At 71.1% G+C, this 18,233-nt stretch carries 21 protein-coding genes; 13 read left to right on the forward strand and 8 right to left on the reverse strand.

All coding sequences use genetic code 11. The features are described 5' to 3' along the window. The 3 genes from ACZ3II_RS27610 to ACZ3II_RS27620 all read left to right on the forward strand — a co-directional run. Positions 1-207 (forward strand): transporter associated domain-containing protein (locus tag ACZ3II_RS27610; RefSeq protein ID WP_465520657.1); only part of this gene is annotated, 207 nt, incomplete at its 5' end. A gap of 204 nt (positions 208-411) precedes the next feature. Beyond that, positions 412-1,374: a sporulation protein gene (locus ACZ3II_RS27615; protein WP_465520658.1), complete on the forward strand. Its 963-nt coding sequence runs from the start codon at positions 412-414 to the stop codon at positions 1,372-1,374. Positions 1,375-1,423: 49 nt separating this feature from the next. Beyond that, complete coding sequence (locus tag ACZ3II_RS27620) at positions 1,424-2,803, forward strand: PQQ-dependent sugar dehydrogenase (protein ID WP_465520659.1); 1,380 nt, start codon at positions 1,424-1,426, stop codon at positions 2,801-2,803. On the opposite strand, the gene ACZ3II_RS27625 is transcribed toward ACZ3II_RS27620, so the two are convergent. From ACZ3II_RS27625 to ACZ3II_RS27635, 3 genes are all read right to left on the reverse strand, one after another. Further along, on the reverse strand, positions 2,783-3,679 hold the full coding sequence (locus ACZ3II_RS27625) for an aldo/keto reductase (RefSeq protein ID WP_465520660.1): 897 nt from the start codon (positions 3,677-3,679) through the stop codon (positions 2,783-2,785). The two genes, ACZ3II_RS27620 and ACZ3II_RS27625, sit on opposite strands and share 21 nt — an antisense overlap. 4 nt (positions 3,680-3,683) lie before the next feature. Continuing rightward, positions 3,684-5,108, reverse strand: a complete 1,425-nt coding sequence (locus tag ACZ3II_RS27630; protein ID WP_465520661.1) for an MDR family MFS transporter — start codon at positions 5,106-5,108, stop codon at positions 3,684-3,686. Between the two features lie 259 nt (positions 5,109-5,367). Further along, positions 5,368-5,796 carry a hypothetical protein gene (locus ACZ3II_RS27635; protein WP_465520662.1) on the reverse strand — a complete coding sequence of 143 codons (429 nt, stop codon included), beginning with the start codon at positions 5,794-5,796 and terminating at the stop codon, positions 5,368-5,370. A 153-nt stretch (positions 5,797-5,949) separates the two neighbouring features. Between ACZ3II_RS27635 and ACZ3II_RS27640 the strand changes: the two genes are divergently transcribed. Beyond that, positions 5,950-7,095, forward strand: coding sequence for a hypothetical protein (locus tag ACZ3II_RS27640; RefSeq protein ID WP_465520663.1), 1,146 nt, complete (start codon positions 5,950-5,952; stop codon positions 7,093-7,095). A gap of 128 nt (positions 7,096-7,223) precedes the next feature. Here ACZ3II_RS27640 and ACZ3II_RS27645 read toward each other — a convergent pair whose 3' ends face one another. After that, complete coding sequence (locus ACZ3II_RS27645; protein WP_465520664.1) at positions 7,224-7,412, reverse strand: hypothetical protein; 189 nt, start codon at positions 7,410-7,412, stop codon at positions 7,224-7,226. A 79-nt stretch (positions 7,413-7,491) separates the two neighbouring features. Here ACZ3II_RS27645 and ACZ3II_RS27650 point away from each other — a divergent pair, with 79 nt between their 5' ends. Genes ACZ3II_RS27650 through ACZ3II_RS27675 form a run of 6 tightly spaced genes read left to right on the forward strand, consistent with a single transcriptional unit; the run spans position 7,492 to position 11,556 of the window. Continuing rightward, positions 7,492-8,070, forward strand: coding sequence for a hypothetical protein (locus ACZ3II_RS27650; RefSeq protein WP_465520665.1), 579 nt, complete (start codon positions 7,492-7,494; stop codon positions 8,068-8,070). Between the two features lie 56 nt (positions 8,071-8,126). Beyond that, positions 8,127-8,615, forward strand: coding sequence for a GNAT family N-acetyltransferase (locus ACZ3II_RS27655; RefSeq protein WP_465520666.1), 489 nt, complete (start codon positions 8,127-8,129; stop codon positions 8,613-8,615). A 5-nt stretch (positions 8,616-8,620) separates the two neighbouring features. Further along, positions 8,621-9,538, forward strand: coding sequence for a sulfotransferase family protein (locus ACZ3II_RS27660; RefSeq protein WP_465520667.1), 918 nt, complete (start codon positions 8,621-8,623; stop codon positions 9,536-9,538). 45 nt (positions 9,539-9,583) lie between these two features. Next, the gene (locus tag ACZ3II_RS27665; protein ID WP_465520668.1) at positions 9,584-10,522 is read left to right on the forward strand and encodes a hypothetical protein; all 939 of its coding nucleotides are present in this window, start codon (positions 9,584-9,586) and stop codon (positions 10,520-10,522) included. Between the two features lie 4 nt (positions 10,523-10,526). Further along, positions 10,527-11,156 (forward strand): trimeric intracellular cation channel family protein, encoded by a 630-nt coding sequence (locus ACZ3II_RS27670; protein WP_465520669.1) that lies wholly within the window; start codon positions 10,527-10,529, stop codon positions 11,154-11,156. Positions 11,157-11,187: 31 nt separating this feature from the next. Beyond that, complete coding sequence (locus tag ACZ3II_RS27675) at positions 11,188-11,556, forward strand: BlaI/MecI/CopY family transcriptional regulator (protein ID WP_465520670.1); 369 nt, start codon at positions 11,188-11,190, stop codon at positions 11,554-11,556. Between the two features lie 100 nt (positions 11,557-11,656). Here the strand turns inward: ACZ3II_RS27675 and ACZ3II_RS27680 are convergent, their stop codons facing one another. Next, positions 11,657-12,577: a M56 family metallopeptidase gene (locus ACZ3II_RS27680; protein WP_465520671.1), complete on the reverse strand. Its 921-nt coding sequence runs from the start codon at positions 12,575-12,577 to the stop codon at positions 11,657-11,659. A gap of 127 nt (positions 12,578-12,704) precedes the next feature. On the opposite strand from ACZ3II_RS27680, the gene efeU reads away from it, so the two are divergent. The 3 genes from efeU to efeB are packed head-to-tail and all read left to right on the forward strand — an operon-like array spanning position 12,705 to position 15,878. After that, complete coding sequence (efeU, locus tag ACZ3II_RS27685) at positions 12,705-13,580, forward strand: iron uptake transporter permease EfeU (protein WP_465520672.1); 876 nt, start codon at positions 12,705-12,707, stop codon at positions 13,578-13,580. Continuing rightward, positions 13,525-14,649 (forward strand): iron uptake system protein EfeO, encoded by a 1,125-nt coding sequence (efeO, locus tag ACZ3II_RS27690; protein ID WP_465520673.1) that lies wholly within the window; start codon positions 13,525-13,527, stop codon positions 14,647-14,649. The genes efeU and efeO overlap by 56 nt, the downstream gene beginning before the upstream one ends. After that, positions 14,646-15,878, forward strand: a complete 1,233-nt coding sequence (gene efeB / locus ACZ3II_RS27695) for an iron uptake transporter deferrochelatase/peroxidase subunit (RefSeq protein ID WP_465520674.1) — start codon at positions 14,646-14,648, stop codon at positions 15,876-15,878. Before efeO ends, efeB begins: the two co-directional genes overlap by 4 nt. Positions 15,879-15,883: 5 nt before the next feature. Here efeB and ACZ3II_RS27700 read toward each other — a convergent pair whose 3' ends face one another. From ACZ3II_RS27700 to ACZ3II_RS27710, 3 genes are read right to left on the reverse strand one after another with little or no spacing between them, the layout of a single operon-like run. Continuing rightward, a complete protein-coding gene (locus tag ACZ3II_RS27700) occupies positions 15,884-16,678 on the reverse strand; it encodes an ABC transporter permease (RefSeq protein WP_465520675.1) in 795 nt (264 codons plus the stop codon). After that, the gene (locus ACZ3II_RS27705) at positions 16,675-17,586 is read right to left on the reverse strand and encodes an ABC transporter ATP-binding protein (RefSeq protein ID WP_465520676.1); all 912 of its coding nucleotides are present in this window, start codon (positions 17,584-17,586) and stop codon (positions 16,675-16,677) included. Before ACZ3II_RS27705 ends, ACZ3II_RS27700 begins: the two co-directional genes overlap by 4 nt. Further along, positions 17,583-18,164, reverse strand: a complete 582-nt coding sequence (locus ACZ3II_RS27710) for a class I SAM-dependent methyltransferase (protein WP_465520677.1) — start codon at positions 18,162-18,164, stop codon at positions 17,583-17,585. Before ACZ3II_RS27710 ends, ACZ3II_RS27705 begins: the two co-directional genes overlap by 4 nt. Between the last annotated feature and the right edge of the window lie 69 nt (positions 18,165-18,233).

Raw genomic sequence — 18,233 nt, forward strand, 5'->3', positions numbered from 1 at the left:
GACATCGGCGTCGACATCGAGGAACTGGACGCCGGGGACTACACCACGGTCGCCGGGCTGGTGCTGGCCCGCCTGGGGCACATCCCGACCGTGCCCGGCGAGACCGTCGCCATCGACGGCCACACCGCCGAGGTAGCCGAGATCACCGGCCGCGCCATCACGCGTTTGCGGATGCGCGTCCGCCCACCCGTCCCCGCTGACACCTAGGTCCCGTTCCAGCGTGTGGAGTTGGGGCGCGATAGACGGCCGGACTCCACACGCTGCGTGGGGTCGCCTGCCGGTGGCGGTCTGCCGGGGCCGGCGAAGCTCCGGCGTGTGGAGTTGGGGCGCGGAGGACGGCCGAACTCCACACGCTGTTGGGGTGACCTGGCGTTACTCGTACCTGTACCCGTACGCAAGAAAGGGTTTGATGTGGTTTTCAAGAAGATGCTGGGGGCTCTCGGCATCGGCGGGCCGAGTGTCGACACCGTGCTCAGCCAGCCGGGAGTGCAGCCGGGCGCGCCGCTGACCGGGCAGGTCAACCTGGTCGGTGGGGGTGCCGATGCGGAGATCGAGCACATCACGCTCAGCCTCGTCACCCGGATGGAGGTGGAGAGCGGCGGCGGGGAGCACCACGCCACTGGGGAGTTCCATCGGGTGACCGTCAGCGGGCCGCTGCGGCTGGGCGCCGGGCAGCATCTCGCGGTGCCGTTCCAGATCGTGGTGCCGTGGGAGACACCGATCACGGCGGTGCACGGGCGGCCGCTGCACGGGATGGTGATGGGAGTGCGGACCGAAGTGTCGATCGCGCGGGCCGTCGACAAGGGCGATCTCGATCCGGTGCAGGTGTATCCGCTGCCGGTGCAGCAACGGATCCTGGACGCGTTCGCGCAGCTGGGATTCGTGTTCAAGTCGGCGGATCTGGAATACGGGCAGATCGCGGGGGTGCACCAGACGTTGCCGTTCTATCAGGAGATCGAGTTCTTCCCGGCGCAGCAGTTCGGGCACGCGATCAACGAGGTCGAGCTGACGTTCGTGACGAGTCCGCACGCGGTCGAGGTGGTTCTGGAGTTCGACAAGCGGGGCGGTGGGCACGACAGCTATGCCCGGCACACCGTGTCACATGCCGACGCGGACGGTGTGGACTGGGTCATGGTGGTCAGCGGCTGGGTCAGCAAGGCGGTCGAGCACCGGCAGGCGGCGCCCGGCTACGGCCACCCGGGATACGGGCAGCCGCATGAATATCACGGGCAGTACCAGGATCACCACGGTGGGCGGGGTGGGTCCGGGATGGGCGGGATGCTGATGGGGGTGGCCGGTGGTCTCGCCGCCGGGTACGTGGCGAGCGAGATCATGGACGAGGTGTTCGAGGGCGAGGAGGAGTCCGAGGACTGACCGGCCCGCCGGGTTGCGGTTCGCCCGGTAGGTGGGTAGAGATGCCGGAATGAGGAAGACTGCGCGCGGTGTGGTGGCCGGAACCCTGGTGCTGGCTCTGACAGCCTGTTCGGCGGAGGAGCCGGAGAGCCCGTCGGCGCCCGGCTCACCCGCCGCGGCGCAGACGTCCGAGCCCACGCCGGCCGATCTCACCGCCACCACCGTGCGGGCGCTCGCCGGGACCGATGACGAGCCCTTCGACCGGGAACGGCGGCTGCGGGCGCCCGCCGGGTGGACGGTCACCGTGTGGGCGCGGGTGCCGACGGCGCGGCTGCTGGCCTGGACGCCGGACAAGCGGCTGCTGGTGTCCCGGCCCAAACACGGCGACGTGATCGAGCTGACGCCGGGAGCGGCGGACGCGGCGCCGCGGCAGCGGACCCTGCTCACCGGGCTGAACCAGCCGCACGGGCTCGCATTCAAGGGCGACACGCTGTACGTGGCCGAAAGCGATCAGGTCAACGCGTACACGTACCGGAACGGGGCCGTCTCCGGCCGGAAGGTCGTGGTCGGTGGGCTGCCCGACGACAAGAGCCCGGAGCTGCGCGGCGCCTACTCGCACGCCCTCAAGAGCGTGGCGATCGGCGAGGACGGGTCGATCTACGTCTCGGTCGGGTCCACCGGCAACATCTCCGCGGAGGACCGGGACGCCGACCCGCAGCGGGCCACCATCCTGAAGGCGCCGCCCGGCGGGGGCGAGCCGGCGGTGTACGCGCGGGGCGTGCGCAACGGCACCGGGCTGGCGATCGACCCGGACGGGGCGGTGTGGACGGCGGTCAACCACCGGGACAACATCGAGTACCCGCACGACCGGGACTACGACGGCGACGGGGACAGCGACCAGGGGAAGGTGCTGCAGTCGTACGTCAACGACCACCCGATGGAGCAGTTGGCCCGGCTCACCGAGGGGCGGGAGCTCGGCTGGCCGTACTGCAACTCCGAACCCGACCTGTCACCCGGCGACCAGGACTCGAAGCTCAGTTACACGCAGCGGCCGTTCGTCCGGGACTTCCAGACCAACGCCGACGGCTCGAAACTCGACTGCGCCAAGCTTCCCCCGGTCGAGCAGGGCATGGGCGCGCACTCGGCGCCGCTCGGCCTGAGCTTCGTGGCCGCGCCGGGGCTGCCGTCCGGGTACGGCCCCGGCGCGCTGGTCGGCGTGCACGGCTCGTGGAACCGCAAGCCGCCGCGCGCCCCGGAGGTCTCCTTCTACGCCTGGAAGAACGGCACGCTCGGCCCGCAGCAGACCCTGCTCACCGGCTTCCAGGACGAGGACGGCTCCCGCTGGGGCCGCCCGGTGATGGCGGTGCTCGGACCGGACGGGGCGATCTACGTCAGTGACGACGCGGCCGGCGCGATCTACCGGGTGACGTCAGGACCAGGGAAGAGCTGACCGGGTACGCCAATACTGCTCGCTCGGCTCGGCCAGCTGGTCAAGATCGCCAGCGTGCAGCGTGCACGTGGCCGCGCGCAGGTTGGAGGCCAGCTGCGCCGTGGTCGCGGCGCCGGACAGCACGATCGACGCCCACGGCTGCCGCAGGGCCGCGGCGAGGGCGGTGACGTCCGGGTCCGGGCCGAGGTCGGTGCGGGCGGCCAGGCGGCCGTTGGCCAGGGCCTCCTTGACGATCACGGTACGGCCGGACGCGTGCGCCTCGGCCAGGGCCGGCCCGGCGCTCGGCTCGAGAAGGTTCCAGGTGCTCTGCACGCTGCGGAACAGCGGCTGCCCGCCGACCTCGATCGCGCACGCGGCGCGGATCGTGTCGGCCTGGGCCGGGCCGCTGGTCGAGAACCCGACGACGGCGCCCTGGTCGGCCAGCCTGCGGTGCAGGTCCTTGTCGGTCAGGGCCGGGCTGTCCGGGGTGACCGAGTGGATCTGGTACAGCGCGAGCCGGTCGCCGAGCAGCGCCCGGGTCTCGCCGATCTGCCGGTCGAAGGTGGCGGCGCTGTGGTCCTTCACCTCGTGCACGTCGGCCGTGACCTGCCAATTCGCTGTGTACGTGTAACCCCACTTGCTGCCCACGACCGCGTCGTCGTGCCCCGGCAGCCAGCTCGCCAGGAACTCCTCGGCCCTGCCGTAGGAGCGTGCCACGTCGAAATAGCGGACTCCGGCCGCGTACGCCGCGTCAAGAAGCGTGTGGGCCCGCAACCGCAACTCGTCCGCACTGCGTGAGGCCGGCAGATCCCGGTCCCGGCCGAGGGTGATGTAGCCGGGCCGGCCGACCGCCGCCAGGCCCAGACCGATCCGGGCGATGCCGCGCAACGATTCCACGCCGCTATTTAACCCTGTCGCCGGTGACGGTCCTGTCGAGGCTGGTGCGCAGCAGGATCGGCGGGAGCAGGACGGCCGCGACCACGCCGAGCAGGGCGATCGCGGCGGAGATGGCGAAGACGTGGCCGGTGGCGTCGCCGTACGAGGCGCCCGCCGCGACCTGCCGGGCCAGGATCGCGCCCAGGACCGCCACCCCGATCGTGCCGCCCATCGACCGGAAGAACGAGACGGTGGCGCTGGCCGCGCCGATGTCGGCCTGCGCGACGGTGTTCTGCACGGCGAGCACGAAGTTCTGCAGGGTCAGGCCGATCCCGATGCCGACCAGGGCCATCGCCGCGCCGATCAGGGTCAGCGAGGTGCGCTCGGCGAGCAGGCCCAGGACGCCGAACCCGGCGGTCAGGCTGACCGCGCCGGTCACCAGGAACGGTTTCAGCCGGCCGCTGCGGCTGAGCAGGTGCCCGCCGAGGGTCGAGGAGACCAGGATGCCGGCCATCATCGGGATCGTCAGCAGACCCGCCTCGGTGGCCGTGTGGTCGCGGCTGACCTGGAAGTACTGGGTCAGGAAGACGGTCGCGCCGTACATCGCGGTGCCGGCGGCGAGACTGCCGAGGATCGCCAGCGCGGTGATCCGCTGCCGGATGATCCTCGGCGGCACCACCGGCTCGGCGGCGCGCAGCTCCACCCACGTCGCGAGCGCCAGCAGCACCAGGCCGCTGCCGGCCATCGCCGCGGTCTGCCAGGACGGCCAGGCGAACGCGCCGCCGGCGAACGACACCCAGATCAGCAGCAGGCTGACCCCGCCGGTGATCAGCGTGGCGCCCCAGTAGTCGATCCTCACACCGTCCCGGCGGGCCACCGGCAGCCGCAGCGTCGACTGCAGCAGGATCAGAGCCAGGATCGCGAACGGTACGCCCACGAAGAAGCACCACCGCCACCCCAGCCACGGCGTGTCCACGATGAACCCGCCGAGCAGCGGGCCGCCGATCGTGGAGACCGCCGTGACCCCGGACAGGTAACCGGAGTACCGGCCGAGCTCCCGGGGCGGGATCAGCGCCGCGATCGCGATCGTGACCAGCGGCTGCAAGCCACCGACCCCGACACCCTGCAGCGCGCGGGCGGCGATCAGCTGGCCGGCGTCCTGGGCGAGCCCGCAGGCGACCGACCCGGCGACGAACACCAGCGTGGCGATCTGGATCAGCGCCTTCTTGCTGTACAGGTCGGCGAGCTTGCCCCAGATCGGGGTGGCGGCGGTCGCGGCCAGCAGGGTCGCGGTGACCACCCAGGTGTACTGCGTGGCCGATCCGCCCAGGTCACCGAGCATGCGGGGCAGCGCGGTGGAGACGACGGTGCTGGCCAGCGTGGACACGAACAGGGCCAGCAGCAGCCCGGTGAGGGCCTCGAGGATCTGCCGGCGTCCGGAAGCGGTCATCCGGACATTCAAGCACCTGACTTAATCAGCGCTCCGGTGGCGGCATGGGGTTCGCGGTTCGTGGGCAGTCGGGTCGAGCCGGCTGAGGAGCGCCTTGGCGTCGCTGGTGATCAACAAGGTGTAGTCATAGTCCGCGTTGATGGCCTCAGATGCTTGCTGCAAGCCAGGGCTCTCCAGCTGTGTTCGTGCGCGCTTCTGCCCGAGAGCAGGGCTCCGCTCCCATGCCCGTTGGCGTGCGAGGGCTACCGGCCCGAGGGTGTCAGCTCCGCCAGGTACCGAGCGCCCGTGCGAGCCGGTCGTTCTGCTCGCGGGTGATTCCTTGTGCCAGCCGGATCCCGCACCGGGGACTGGAGGCGGCATCGGACACCAGAATGCCGTCGAAGATTTCGTCGCTGCCGTTGACGCTGGTGGGAATCGGCATGACCCATCGGGCGGCCGGGAACATCGGGTGATCCAGCATCTGTCTCGCCAGGTGCTCCGTTTCGCCGGCCGGGACCTTCGCCCACTGCAAGGCGTCGGCGACCACATCGATGGCGTCGGCCGGGGTGTCCTGGTCGCCCAGTGCCGGCAGCAGGAGCAGGACTCGGGCGTGGGGATCGTGGATTCCCGGTGCTCCAGGGTCCGGTGTGTGGGCGATGTGGAGGAGTTCCCGCCACGCCAGGCCGGGGCCTGCGTCGTGACCGTCCATCTGCCGCGATCCGGGCGACGGCGGGTGGCGCGCAAGTCGCGACCTATGCTCGCGCCGCCGCCTGGCCACGCCCCTCGCGGTAAGGGCAGCGCCGGCATAGAACATCAGCCGAGTCCTCCCCCGGGCAGGCCCGTCGTGGAGGATGATGGGCGGGTGCGGGTCCTGTTCGATGACGAAGTGGCCGTGGCGTTCCATCTCTTCTCGTTCGAGAGCGATGTCGGCGACAGCGAGGACGAGGACGAGCCTGAGGACCTGGACAGCCGTGCTGGTCAGGCGAACGGCCTCTGCGGCGCGGCGATCCCCGGAGTGCTCCGATTCACCACCGGCCTGCACACCGGCGACGTACCGGTGCGTATCGAGGTGCACGAAAGCGAGCCCGAGGTCGATCCGGTCTGGCAAGAGGTCGTCGAGGCCTCGTTCAGGCCGCGGGCTTCCGGCGTCTACATCGGCATTTGGGCGGACGCGCCGGTGCCGCTGGCCGGCCTGGAGGTCGGTGACTACCGGGTGCGCTTCTGCGGTCTCGGCTTCGACAACGAGGGCGATGGAATCACCGATCCTCCGGAGCGCTATTCGATCCAGTTCTGGCCGGCGTTCCCCGCGCCTGACGTTGTCGTGCGGCAGACGAGCAGTGTGGCTGCGTACTGGCATCAGGTCGCACAGCGGAAGCCGGCACCGCCAACCGCGGAGGAACGAGCTGCCGCCCGGCAACGCGCACGCGCCGAAAAGGAGCGTCGGCGCCGCGAAGAGAAGGAACAACTCCGCCGGGCGGACGAGGCCCGCTATTGGGGTGGCCGTGCTCCCGACAACGACCGCCTGCGCGCCGTCGCGCCGCGCGCCGCCGGCCTGGCGCGTATCGACCGAGATCTGGTCGACGAGATCGCTGCGGCAGACCCCGCCGCGCAGCGAGCCATGGCGGCGTGGGCGGCGAGAGAAACGTGCCGAAGAGCGGGAATGGCCGGGCTGGACTGGGTTGCTGAGGCGCTCGACGCCCTGGACCGGGGCGACCCTCCGCCGGCATCGTTCGCCACCTTCGACGCCGCGTTCGCCCGATGGCAGGGTGTAACGCCCGAGGAGATCACCCACCACGCCGTTGCGAGCATGGGCGCCCGCCGTGAACGGCCAAGGATTCCACCCGAGGTGCTGGCGATCCACGCGGTCGTCTTCGCGAGGGAGGACAACCTCCTGGAAGCGGCTGTCGACACGGTGAAGACAGCGGCGGAGGTCATCCCCGGCGAAAGGGCGGCGGTGATCGCCGCGTTCCGGGCCAGGTTCGCACTGCCACAGCCCGGCCTGTCGTGATGATGATGATCCGATCCCGGCTCTTACCGCGGGCCTCGCCGGCCGATCGCCGCGAGTGCGAAAGCTTCGCACCCATCGGACTCCTCGTCTCCGGCGGGGATGATCACGCGGACTACGGCTGACGGCCCTCACACGGTGCGGACGGTGATGTAGGTGATGCCGCGGACCGGGACGTGGGTGGTGCCGTACTGGTCGGTGAAGGTGAGGACGGCGTTCGGGTCGCTGAGCTGGGCGACGACGTGGTCGGCGGTGGCGGCGTCGACCTGGAAGTCGCGGTACTTGTCGGCGCCGACGAAACGGACGCGGATGGTGGTCACCGGGGACTCCTTTCCGGCGCGGGCAGCGCGGCTCTCCCCAGTGTGTTCCGGGGCGCGGGCCACGTACCACAATGGGATCGTGAAAAGGGAGACCGTGCGCCGCGTGACGGTGCTGCTCGCCGCGGTGCTCGCGCTCTGGATCGTGATCGGGGTGGCCGGCGCGCTCGGCACCGGGCTGTGGTGGCTGATCGCTGCCGTGCCGATGACGGCGTTCGTGGCGGCGCCGTTCCTGCTGTACCGGATCAGCGCCGGGCGGACCTGGCCGACCTGGGTGGCGTTCGTGCCGGTGCTGGCGCTGCTGATGACGGCGCTCGCGGTGCCCGGCGATTGGTACATGCGCTACGAGGGCACGCCGGTCGCCGGCACCGTCGCGTTCGCCGAGTGCGTGGAGAACGAGGACGGTAGCTGCCTCTACAGCTACGAGCTGCGCGACGACGCCGGGGGTGCGCTGGCCGGGGACTTCCGGGACAGCGTGGGGTACGAGGCCGGCACGCGCCTGGAGGTGATCACCGACCCGCGCGGGATCTTCGGGCCGCGGCTCGCCGCCGACGTGCGCAGCCGGGTCTTCGACGTGGTCACGCTGATCGCCTTCGGGTGCCTCGTCGCGATCGCGCTCGTGGCCGGCGTGATCGGGGATCGGCGGCGGGCCCGTTCGTAACGGCGGCCCTGTTTATTGGGCGGTTCATACGCCGTGGATCGCGTAATCTCCGGCGGATGAGCGAGATCGTCACCTATCTCGAAATGACAGCTCGTGATCAACTTGTTCCCGTTGATCCGGTGCCCGGGCTCGCGCTCGAACCCCTCGACCGGGAATCCCCGCTGGTGGTTGATCTGCAGGTCAGGATCGGTGCCCCGTACGGCTGGAAATGCGCGACCCGCACCGTCGGCGAGTGGGTCACCTGGTTCGCGGAACGGCCGGACCGGCTGTTCTGGCTGTTGTCGTTCGAGGGCGTGCCGGCCGGGCTGGTCGCCTACGACCGGCACCCCGGCCACGAGGTGGAGATCGAGACGTTCGGCCTGGTGCCGGACTTCGTCGGCAAGCGCCTCGGCGGGTACGCGCTGACCCTCGCCGTCGAACGGGCCTGGGACCTGGCGCCCGGCGTACGGCGGATCTGGCTCCACACGTCGACCCAGGACCACCCGAACGCCCTGCCCAACTACCGGCGCCGCGGCCTCCGCCCGTTCCGGACCGTACCGGAGTGAGCCGCATGCCCACCCCCGCACCGATCTTCGTCGCCGGCACCGGCCGATCCGGAACGTCGCAGCTCGCCACCGTCATCGGCGAGCACCCGCTGATCCACCGGATCCCGATGGAAACCCGTTTCCTCGTCGATCCGGGCGGCGTCCGGGACCTGGCGGACGCGCTCACGTCCCGCTACGACCCGTTCGTGGGCGGTGACGCGCTGCGGCGGTTGCACGACTTCGTGACGGTACGGCTGGCGAGCCACCGGGACGACCGTGGGCGTACCGTCCCCGAGGTCCTCGGCGAACAGCGCTACCGCACGGCGTGGGACGACCTGTGGCCGCAACTCGTCGCGTGCGCGTTCGACGAACCGGTGACCGCGACCGGGCTGTTCGAGCCCCGGACCCGGCGGCGGGTGCTGGCCGGGCACTTCAGCGACCGCAGCGAACTGATCACCATCCTGCGGCACACCGTCGGGACGCTGTTCGCCGGCGCGGCAGCCGACGCGGGCAAGCCGGTCTGGTGCGAGAAGACCCCGTACAACCTGCTCTATCTGAATTTTCTCTGGGAGCTCTTCCCGGAGGCGACGATCGTGCACGTCAAGCGGCATCCGCTCGCCGTGGTCGCCTCGCACGTCGAGCAGCCCTGGGCGCCGCCCACGGTCGAGGGCGTGCTCGCCTGGCTGCAGCCCGTCTACCAGCGGTGGCTGGCGTGGAAGGCCACCGCCGATCTGACCGGGCGGCGGTACATCGAGGTGAAGGCCGAGGATCTGGCCGCCGACTGGCCCGCGCAGCGCCGCGACCTGTTCCACCGGCTGGGCGTCGACGACGTCGTGACCGCCGCCACCTTCGACGCGCGCCGGCTGCACCACCGCGACCATCGGTTCGGCCCGGACGCCCATGCCGCCCTCGCGGATGTCATCGCCGCGATGGGTTACGCGTAAAAGCGGTTGCCGGTGCTGGTTATCGTGCGTGGTGATCAACAAGCGGTGAGTATCGGAGTGGCCAGCAGCATGAACGTCGGTTTGTCGGGGCCGGATCAGGCCGGCACGTTGCGGGCGGTGATGCGACGGGTGATGCCGGAGGGCTCGCCCATTCAACTCGTCATCGACAGCGAGCACGTCGACCCGGGCCCGGACCTGGTCGAGCGGATGCTGACGAGTGGCCGGCACGCCATGGCCGTGTGGCCGGGCGAGGACGTCTTCACCGTGAACGTCCCGGAGGCGATCGTCCGGTTCTGCGCCCCGCTGGAGCCGGACTTCCGGCCGATGCTCGACAGGTTGAGCCAGGTGCCGTTCGAGCTGGCCTCCTTCGCGTCGATCCACGGCGACTTCTCCCGCTGGCGGTACCCGTACGAGCCCGGCGGTTTCGGTGATCTGCACTATGCGCACGGGTGGATGTGCGCTTTCCAGGGCGACGGGCACCGGCGGCTGGTGTCGCGCCGGTGGCTGGACTTCGGTCCCTGGCGGGTGCTGCGTGCGGCGAACGACACGACGTTCGTGCAGTTCCATGACCTCGCGGCGGATTTCGGGACCGCGGTGGAGCAGGCGCGGGCCGGTCATCGACTGCTGACGGACGAGAGCCCCGTCGGTGGCTTCATCGGGGAGAAGCACATCGCGCGCCATGAGCTGCGGGGTGTGTACGACGAGGAGACCGCGACGTTGCGAGTGACCGTTCACGGACGGGAGGTGTCGAAGGGCGAGATGCGCGACGCCTGCGCCGCCCGTCTCGACGGCCCGATCAAGCGAGTGGCGTACGTGTTCACCGATCCCGCCGCGGCCGAAGCACACCTGCACGATCTGTGGTTGCGAGAGCTGGAGTGCTGGACCATCGACAGGGGTGCCGAGGTACGCCTCGACGACCGTTATCACCCGGTCCCGGTCGTTCCGGAGTGGGTCGAAGCGGTCGAGGCGCGCCCGGGAGACTGATGGGATGTCGAGCCACACCGCGCTGGTGATCCTGGAGTACGTCGGTCTGTTCGTGTTCGCCACCTCCGGGGCGCTGACCGCCATCCAGAAAGGGTTCGACGCCGTCGGGATCCTGATCCTCGCCGAGGTGACCGCGCTCGGCGGCGGGGTCGTCCGGGATCTGATCATCGACGCGCCGCCGGCCGCGTTCCAGCAGGTCGGGTACCTGCTGGTGCCGGTGGCGGCGGCGACCGTGGCGTTCTTCGCGCATCCGGTGGTGGAGCGGCTGAACTTCGGGGTGCTGCTGTTCGACGCGGCCGGCCTCGGCCTGTTCACGGTGACCGGCACGCTGAAGGCGCTCGACCACGGCCTCGGCCCGGTGCAGTCGGCGGTGCTCGGCGTGACGACCGGGGTCGGTGGCGGGCTGCTGCGCGACATCATCGCCCGGCAGACCCCGGCGCTGGTGCAGGTGGAGACCGATCTGTACGCCATCCCCGCCATGATCGGCGCGGCCGCTGTCACCGTCGCGCACCGTCTCGACCTGCCGATGGCGGCCGCCGCCCCGACCGCGGCGGCGTTCATCGTCGCGTTCCGGGTAATCGCCATGATCCGGCACTGGACGGCCCCGCAGGCCTGGCAGCGCAAGGGCCGGTAGACCCGGCCGATGGGGCCGATATGCTCTCGGCGTGCCACACGAAGACGGGCGCCGGCCGGCCGGTGCGCTGGAAGCCGAGGTGCTCCGTGTGCTCGTGTCGGCTGCGGAGCCGCTGAACCCCCGTGACGTGCTGGAGCGCCTGTCGGCGCCGCTGTCGTACAGCACCGTGGTCACGATTCTGACCAGGATGTACGACAAGTCGATGGTGGCCCGGTTCAAGGACGGCCGCAGTTTCCGCTACGCCCCGCTCACCGACGAGTCGTCGGTCGTGGCCGAGCGGATGAGCGCCGCCCTCGGCACCGTCCCGGATCGGGCGACGGTGCTGCGCCGGTTCGTGGCCGGGCTGCAGCCCGGCGACGAGGAACTGCTGCGCCGGTTGCTGAACGACGACCAGAACTAGAGCGTGTGGAGTTCGGCCGCTATGCGCCCTGAATCCACACGCGCCAGCGGTGTGTCGGGTTAGGGCGCGCATAGCGCCCTGACCCCACACGCGGTCGGGGTCAAGCGGCGGCGGCCAGCAGCTCGCCCAGGTCGATCACGCACTCGGCGGTCCAGACCAGGGCGAACGCGGCGATGCCGGCGGGGATCGCGAGCAACGGCAGGGGTACGGCGCGGCGTGGGGTGAGCAGGGACGCGACCCGGCGGGGGACGGTTCCGGCGCGGCTCAGGTCGGTACGGGACGGGGCGACCCGCAGCCGGCCGGCCCGGTGGGTGTGTTCGGAGACGAGCGCTGCCGTGCCGATGGCGTGCGCGACGGTGCGGCGGTCGGCGACCTCGGTGGCGGCGCGTTCGTCTGCGGCGCGTTCGACCAGGTGGTCGAAGGGGCGGACGAGCAGGCGGAACGCCGGGTGCACGGCGGCCGACAGGTGCACCAGCAGAACCATCAGGTGGTGGCGTGAGCTGAGGTGGGCACGCTCGTGGGCGAGCAGCGCCGCGAACCGCTGCTCGTCGAGGGCGGCGCGCATGCCGGTGGTGACGACGATCCGGCCGCCCGCGCCGGGCACGGCGAACGCCTCGGCCCGGTCGTCGTCGACGGTGACGATGCCGTCGGTGGCGGTCAGGGCGGTGAACCGGCGGGCGTAGGCGCTGTCCCGGCGGTGGGTGCGCACGACATGGGCGATCCCGGTCACGGCGGCGATCAGCAGGGCGAGCGACAGCCAGGACACCCAGGGCTCGGCGGCGGTGTCGGCGCGCACGTACGCGTCGGAGATGCCCAGCGCCGCGCCGGTGAACGGCAGTTCGGCGACCGCTTTCAGGGCGAACGCGCCGAGCGTGAGCAGGACCGCGGCCGCCGTGCCGGCCAGCGACGTGACCAGGAACACCACCGCTGTCTCGGGGCGCAGCCGGTCGGCGAGAACGCGGATCGCCAGGGCGATCAGAACTGGGCAGATCAGGATCTCCCAGAGGAAATGGTCGAACATCGCGGGCTCCTCGCGGGTGGACCCGCAGTGTCCCACACGGGAGGGGGGACCCTGGACAGTCAGGCAAGCCTTGCCTAATCTACAGTCTGTAGTAGATAGCTTAGGCAAGCCTAATGAAGTGGGGAACATGCTCGCCACCTACCTCATCGGCCTCCGGGAGGGGCTCGAGGCCACCCTGGTGGTCAGCATCCTGGTGGCCTTCCTGGTCAAGGCCGGCCGCACCGACCGCCTGCCGCAGGTCTGGGCCGGTGTCGGCGCCGCCGTCGCGCTGTCGGTCGGGTTCGGGTGGCTGCTCAGCTACACGTCCACGACGCTGCTGCGCGACTACGACCAGCGGGAGCTGTTCGAGGCGGTGACCTCCATCCTGGCCGTCGTCTTCGTCACCGCGATGATCTTCTGGATGCGCAAGGCCGCCCGCTCGATCGCCGGTGACCTGCGCGGCAAGCTCGCCGACGCGCTCACCGTCGGGTCGATCGCGGTCGCCGGAATGGCGTTCCTCGCCGTCGTCCGGGAGGGCCTGGAGACGTCGCTGATCTTCTACTCCGCGGTCCAGGGCGCCGAGGTCAACGGCGGCCCGCTGTGGTCGCTGCTGGGCGGCATCGTCACGGCGATCCTCATCGGGTTCCTGATGTACGCGACCGCCGTACGCATCAATCTCACGGTCTTCTTCACCGTGACCGGCGTGCTGCTGATCCTGGTGGCCGCCGGAATCCTCAAGTACGGCGTCCACGACCTGCAGGAGTCCGGGGTCCTGCCGGGTCTGAACACCCTGGCGTACGACGTCAGCGGCACCCTCGACCCGTCCGCCTGGTACACCGCGCTGCTCACCGGCATGGTCAACATCACGCCGACCGCCAGCGTCCTGGAGACGATCGCGTGGTGCGCGTACGCCGTACCCGTACTCCTGCTCTTTCTCAACAATGGCAACCGCAACACAAGGAGAGACCGTGCGTCCGACGAACCTGCTCGTCCTGCTGACCCTGGGGTCGCTCGCCGCCTGTAGTTCCGGTGGCTCCGGCACCGAGCAGGCCGCCGGCGGACCGATCGCGGTCAAGGCCACCGACAGCAGCTGCGAAGTCGCCAAGACCCAGGTGGATGCCGGGACCAGCGTCTTCGCCATCACCAACGGCGGGCAGAAGGTCACCGAGTTCTACGTGTACGCATCCGGCGACCGGGTGATGGCCGAGGTCGAGAACATCGCGCCAGGGCTGTCCCGGAACCTGCACGTCGAGCTGCCGGCCGGCACCTACGAGACCGCCTGCAAGCCCGGCATGATCGGCAAGGGCATCCGCGGCCGGCTCACCGTCTCGGGTTCGGCCGCGCCGCTGACCGACGACGCGGCGCTGCTCGCGGCCACCGACAGCTACTCGCGGTACGTCAAGAGCCAGACCGCCGCCCTGGAGGAGAAGACCGGCGAATTCGTCGCGGCGGTCAAGGCCGGGGACGCGGCGAAGGCGAAGGCGCTGTACCCGGTGGCGCGCACCTACTGGGAGCGGATCGAGCCGGTCGCGGAGATCTTCGGCGACCTCGACCCGCGGATCGACGGCCGCGAGGAGGTCACCGAGGAGGGCCTCAAGTTCGGTGGCTTCCACAAGATCGAGCAGGACCTGTGGCAGAAGAACGACATCGCGAAGTCCGGCCCGGTCGCCGACCAGTTGATGGCCGACATCAAGGAGATCGTGGCCAAGGCGAACGCCGAGAAGCTGTCCCCGCTGCAGCTCGCGAACGGCGCGAAGGCGCTGCTCGACGAGGTCGCCTCCGGCAAGATCACCGGCGAGGAGGACCGCTACTCGCACACCGACCTGTGGGACTTCAACGCCAACATCGACGGCTCGAAGGCGGCCATCGCGTCGCTGCGGCCGGTCCTCGAGGAGCGTGACCCGGAGCTGGTGAAGACCCTGGACACCGAGTTCGCCAACGTGGACACGGCGCTCGGCAAGCACCGGGCCGGCGACGGCTGGAAGCTGCACACCGACCTGTCGCAGACCGACCTCAAGGAGCTCACGGACGCGATCAACGCGCTCGCCGAGCCGATCAGCCGGGTGGCGGCGGTCGTCGCCAAGAAGGCATGATCAGCCGGCGCCGCGCCCTCGCCCTCGGTGGTGTGGGCGCGGCCGGGCTCACCGGCGCTCTGTTGATGAGCCGAGGGGAATCGGAGGCCGCCACCGACGCCGTCGCTTTCCAGGGACCGCATCAGGCAGGCATCGTCACCCCCGCGCAGGACCGGCTGCACTTCGTCGCGTTCGACGTGGTCACCAAGGACCGGGCGAAGCTGGTCCGCACCCTGCGGGAGTGGACGGCGGCCGCGGCCCGGATGACCGCGGGCCTCGACGCCGGTGAGATCGGCGCGGTCAACGGCATCCCGGAGGCGCCGCCGGACGACACCGGCGAGGCGATCGGTCTGGGCGCCTCCGCGCTGACCATCACCATCGGGTTCGGTCCCACCCTGTTCCGGGACGCCAGCGGCAAGGACCGCTTCGGGATCGCCGGCAAGCGGCCGGCCGCGCTCGAGCCACTGCCGAAGTTCACCGGCGACACCCTCGACGACGCGATCTCCGGCGGCGACATCGCGATCCAGGCCTGCGCCAACGATCCGCAGGTCGCGGTCCACGCGATCCGGAACCTGGCGCGGATCGGGATGGGCACGGTCAGCGTCCGGTGGTCACAGCTCGGGTTCGGGCGTACGTCGTCGACAGCGACCGGGCAGGCCACCCCGCGCAACCTGTTCGGGTTCAAGGACGGCACCCGCAACCTCAAGGCGGAGCAGGAGGATCTGCTGCGCGAGCACCTGTGGGTGCAGGCCGGTGACGGCCCGGACTGGATGACCGGCGGGTCGTACCTGGTCACCCGCAAGATCCGGATGCTGATCGAGACGTGGGACCGGTCGTCGCTGACCGAGCAGGAGACGATCGTCGGCCGGCACAAGGGCAGCGGGGCGCCGCTCGGGGCGGCCGGGGAGTTCGACGAGCCGGACTTCACCGCCGTGGGCGCGGACGGCGGGGACCTGATCCCGGCCACCGCGCACGTGCGGCTGGCGCACCCGGACCACAACAACGGGGCCCGGATGCTGCGCCGCGGCTACAACTTCGTGGACGGGTCGGACGGGCTGGGGCGGCTGGACGCGGGACTGTTCTTCATCGCCTACCAGCGGGATCCGCGGACGGCGTTCGTCCCGGTGCAGCGCAGCCTGGCCGCCGGCGACGAGATGAACGAGTACGTCCGGCACGTCTCGAGTGGACTGTTCGCCTGCCCGCCGGGCGTCACCGACGGCGGCTACTGGGGGAGCACGCTGTTCGGCTGACCCGGTCACACGTCGCGCCGCCGGAAGAGGACGGCGGCGACGCCCAGCAGCAGGGCCGTCCAGCCGGCGAAGACGGCCAGGCCCTGCCACGGGCCGAGCAGGGCGTCCGGCGCCGGCCGGGCCGACAGGATCAGCTGGCCGGCGTTGGTCGGCATCCACGCGTCGACCCGCCGGCCCCAGTCGTCCGGCAGCAGCGCGGTCAGCTCGGACAGCACCAGCAGCACCCCGAGCACGGCGGTGATCCCGCCCGCGGTGTGCCGGATGATCACGCCGGCGGCCAGGGCGAACAGGCTGAGGACGGCCAGGTACAGCCCGGCGCCGGCCACGCCGCGGGCCACCCCGGGATCGTCCAGGGCGACCGGGATGTGGTCCCGGACGATCGGGGCGCCGGCCAGGAACGCGGCGAGACTCAGCGCCTCCCCGACGGCGAGCATGAAACCGGCCATCACCAGGATCTTCGCCGCCAGCACGGTCAGCCGCCGGGGCTGCGCCTGCAACGTCGAGCGGATCATGCCGGTGGTGTACTCGGCGGAGACGGCCATCACCCCGAGCACCGCCACCACGATCTGGGCGACCGCGATCGGGCGGGCCAGGATCAGGTCCAGCGGCTGGGCGGCGAGCGAGGCCTGATCGGCCGGGGTCAACTCGTCCCAGCCACGGGTCACCGTCGCGGCGATGACCGTCATCAGGCCGAGCGCGATGACCGCCATCACGACGACCGACCAGCGCGTCGACCGTACCGTCAGAAGCTTGGCCCATTCCGAGCGGACCGCGGCGACCAGACCGGCGCGGCGGCTCATCGCGGGCTCCCGGCCCGGAACTCCACACTGTCCCGGGTGATGTTCATGAACGCCTCCTCCAGCGACGTCGGCACCGCCGCCAGCTCGTGCAACGGGACCCGGCCGGCGCACGCCAGCTCGCCGATCCGGGCCGCCGGCAGCCCGGTGACCGACAGCGCGCCGTCCGGTTCGGTGATCACCTCGGCCCCGGCCCGGGCCAGCATCGTCGCCAGGGTGGCCGGCCCGGGCGTGCGCACCCGGACGACGGCGCGGCTGTGCCGGTCGATGAACTCGTCCATCCGGCAGTCGGCGACCAGCCGGCCCTGCCCGATCACCAGCAGGTGGTCCGCGGTGTGCTGCATCTCCGACATGACATGGCTGGACACGAAGACGGTCCGCCCCTGCCCGGCGAGCCGCCGCATCAGATCCCGGATCCACCGGATGCCCTCCGGATCGAGCCCGTTGATCGGCTCGTCGAACATCAGCACCCGCGGATCGCCGAGCAGCGCCGCCGCGATCCCCAGCCGCTGGCCCATGCCCAGGGACAGCGTGTGCGCCCGCTTGCCGGCCACCTCGCCGAGGCCGACCATGTCGAGGACCTCACCGACCCGCCGCCGCGGGATGTCGTTGCCACGGGCCAGGCAGAGCAGATGATGGGCGACGGTACGGCCCCCGTGCACCGCCTTCGCGTCCAGCAGCGCCCCGACCTCCCGCAACGGGTACGCGGCCCGGGCGAACGGCTCGCCGTTGACCGTCACGGAACCGGCCGTGGGCGTGTCCAGGCCCAGGATCAGGCGCATCGTGGTCGACTTGCCGGCGCCGTTCGGGCCGAGGAACCCGGTGACCCGCCCCGGCAGGACGGTGAACGACAACCGGTCCACCGCGAGCCGGTCCCGGTACCGTTTCGTGAGCTCGACGACCTTGATCATCGGCGGGCCGCCTTCCGCGCCGCCGCGGCCCGGTGCACGAAGGCGGGCGGCAGGTTACCCCACACCACCGGGCTTCGGCGTACGGACGTGAAGCGTGACCGCAACTCCCCGGCGAGGCCCAGGGCCGGGGGAGTCCAGGCGGCGTGCACGTACGCGAACGTGGCGAACCGGCCCGACGGCGCCAGCACGGCGGTGACCGCGTCCAGCACCGCCGTCCGGGCCGCGTGCGGCATCACCGTCCACGGCAGACCCGACACCACCGCGTCGACCGGCTCGTCGACGAGGCTCGCGAGATGGACGGCGTCGGCGTGCGCCACGTCCAGCGGCCGGTCCCGGAACCGGTCCCGCAGGCCGGCGGCCAGGTGCGGGTTCACCTCGACGGCGAGGAGACGGCCGTACGACGGGAGCTGGTCCAGGATGCTCGCGGTGAACGCGCCGGTGCCGGGGCCGAGCTCGACGACCGTACGCGCCTCGTGCAGCCGCAGCCCGTCGGTGACCGCGAAGGCCAGCGCCGGCGAGCTCGCGGCGATCGCCCCGGTCCAGCGGGGATGCAGCAGGAACTGCTTGAAGATCGACATGCGGTGACGGTACGAACGGGATCTGTCGCCGGGCGTCGTCGTGGCGGGCGGTCCGGGTCCTCCCACGGG

The sequence above is a fragment of the Actinoplanes sp. NPDC019969 genome (assembly GCF_055562375.1).

Coding starts and splice junctions, on each gene's coding strand:
- ACZ3II_RS27620 (WP_465520659.1), top strand. CDS start 1,424: ATGAGGAAGACTGCGCGCGGTGTGGTGGCCGGAACCCTGGTGCTGGCT.
- ACZ3II_RS27630 (WP_465520661.1), bottom strand. CDS start 5,108: ATGACCGCTTCCGGACGCCGGCAGATCCTCGAGGCCCTCACCGGGCTG.
- ACZ3II_RS27635 (WP_465520662.1), bottom strand. CDS start 5,796: ATGGACGGTCACGACGCAGGCCCCGGCCTGGCGTGGCGGGAACTCCTC.
- ACZ3II_RS27655 (WP_465520666.1), top strand. CDS start 8,127: ATGAGCGAGATCGTCACCTATCTCGAAATGACAGCTCGTGATCAACTT.
- ACZ3II_RS27660 (WP_465520667.1), top strand. CDS start 8,621: ATGCCCACCCCCGCACCGATCTTCGTCGCCGGCACCGGCCGATCCGGA.
- ACZ3II_RS27670 (WP_465520669.1), top strand. CDS start 10,527: ATGTCGAGCCACACCGCGCTGGTGATCCTGGAGTACGTCGGTCTGTTC.
- ACZ3II_RS27680 (WP_465520671.1), bottom strand. CDS start 12,577: ATGTTCGACCATTTCCTCTGGGAGATCCTGATCTGCCCAGTTCTGATC.
- efeU (WP_465520672.1), top strand. CDS start 12,705: ATGCTCGCCACCTACCTCATCGGCCTCCGGGAGGGGCTCGAGGCCACC.
- efeB (WP_465520674.1), top strand. CDS start 14,646: ATGATCAGCCGGCGCCGCGCCCTCGCCCTCGGTGGTGTGGGCGCGGCC.
- ACZ3II_RS27700 (WP_465520675.1), bottom strand. CDS start 16,678: ATGAGCCGCCGCGCCGGTCTGGTCGCCGCGGTCCGCTCGGAATGGGCC.
- ACZ3II_RS27705 (WP_465520676.1), bottom strand. CDS start 17,586: ATGATCAAGGTCGTCGAGCTCACGAAACGGTACCGGGACCGGCTCGCG.
- ACZ3II_RS27710 (WP_465520677.1), bottom strand. CDS start 18,164: ATGTCGATCTTCAAGCAGTTCCTGCTGCATCCCCGCTGGACCGGGGCG.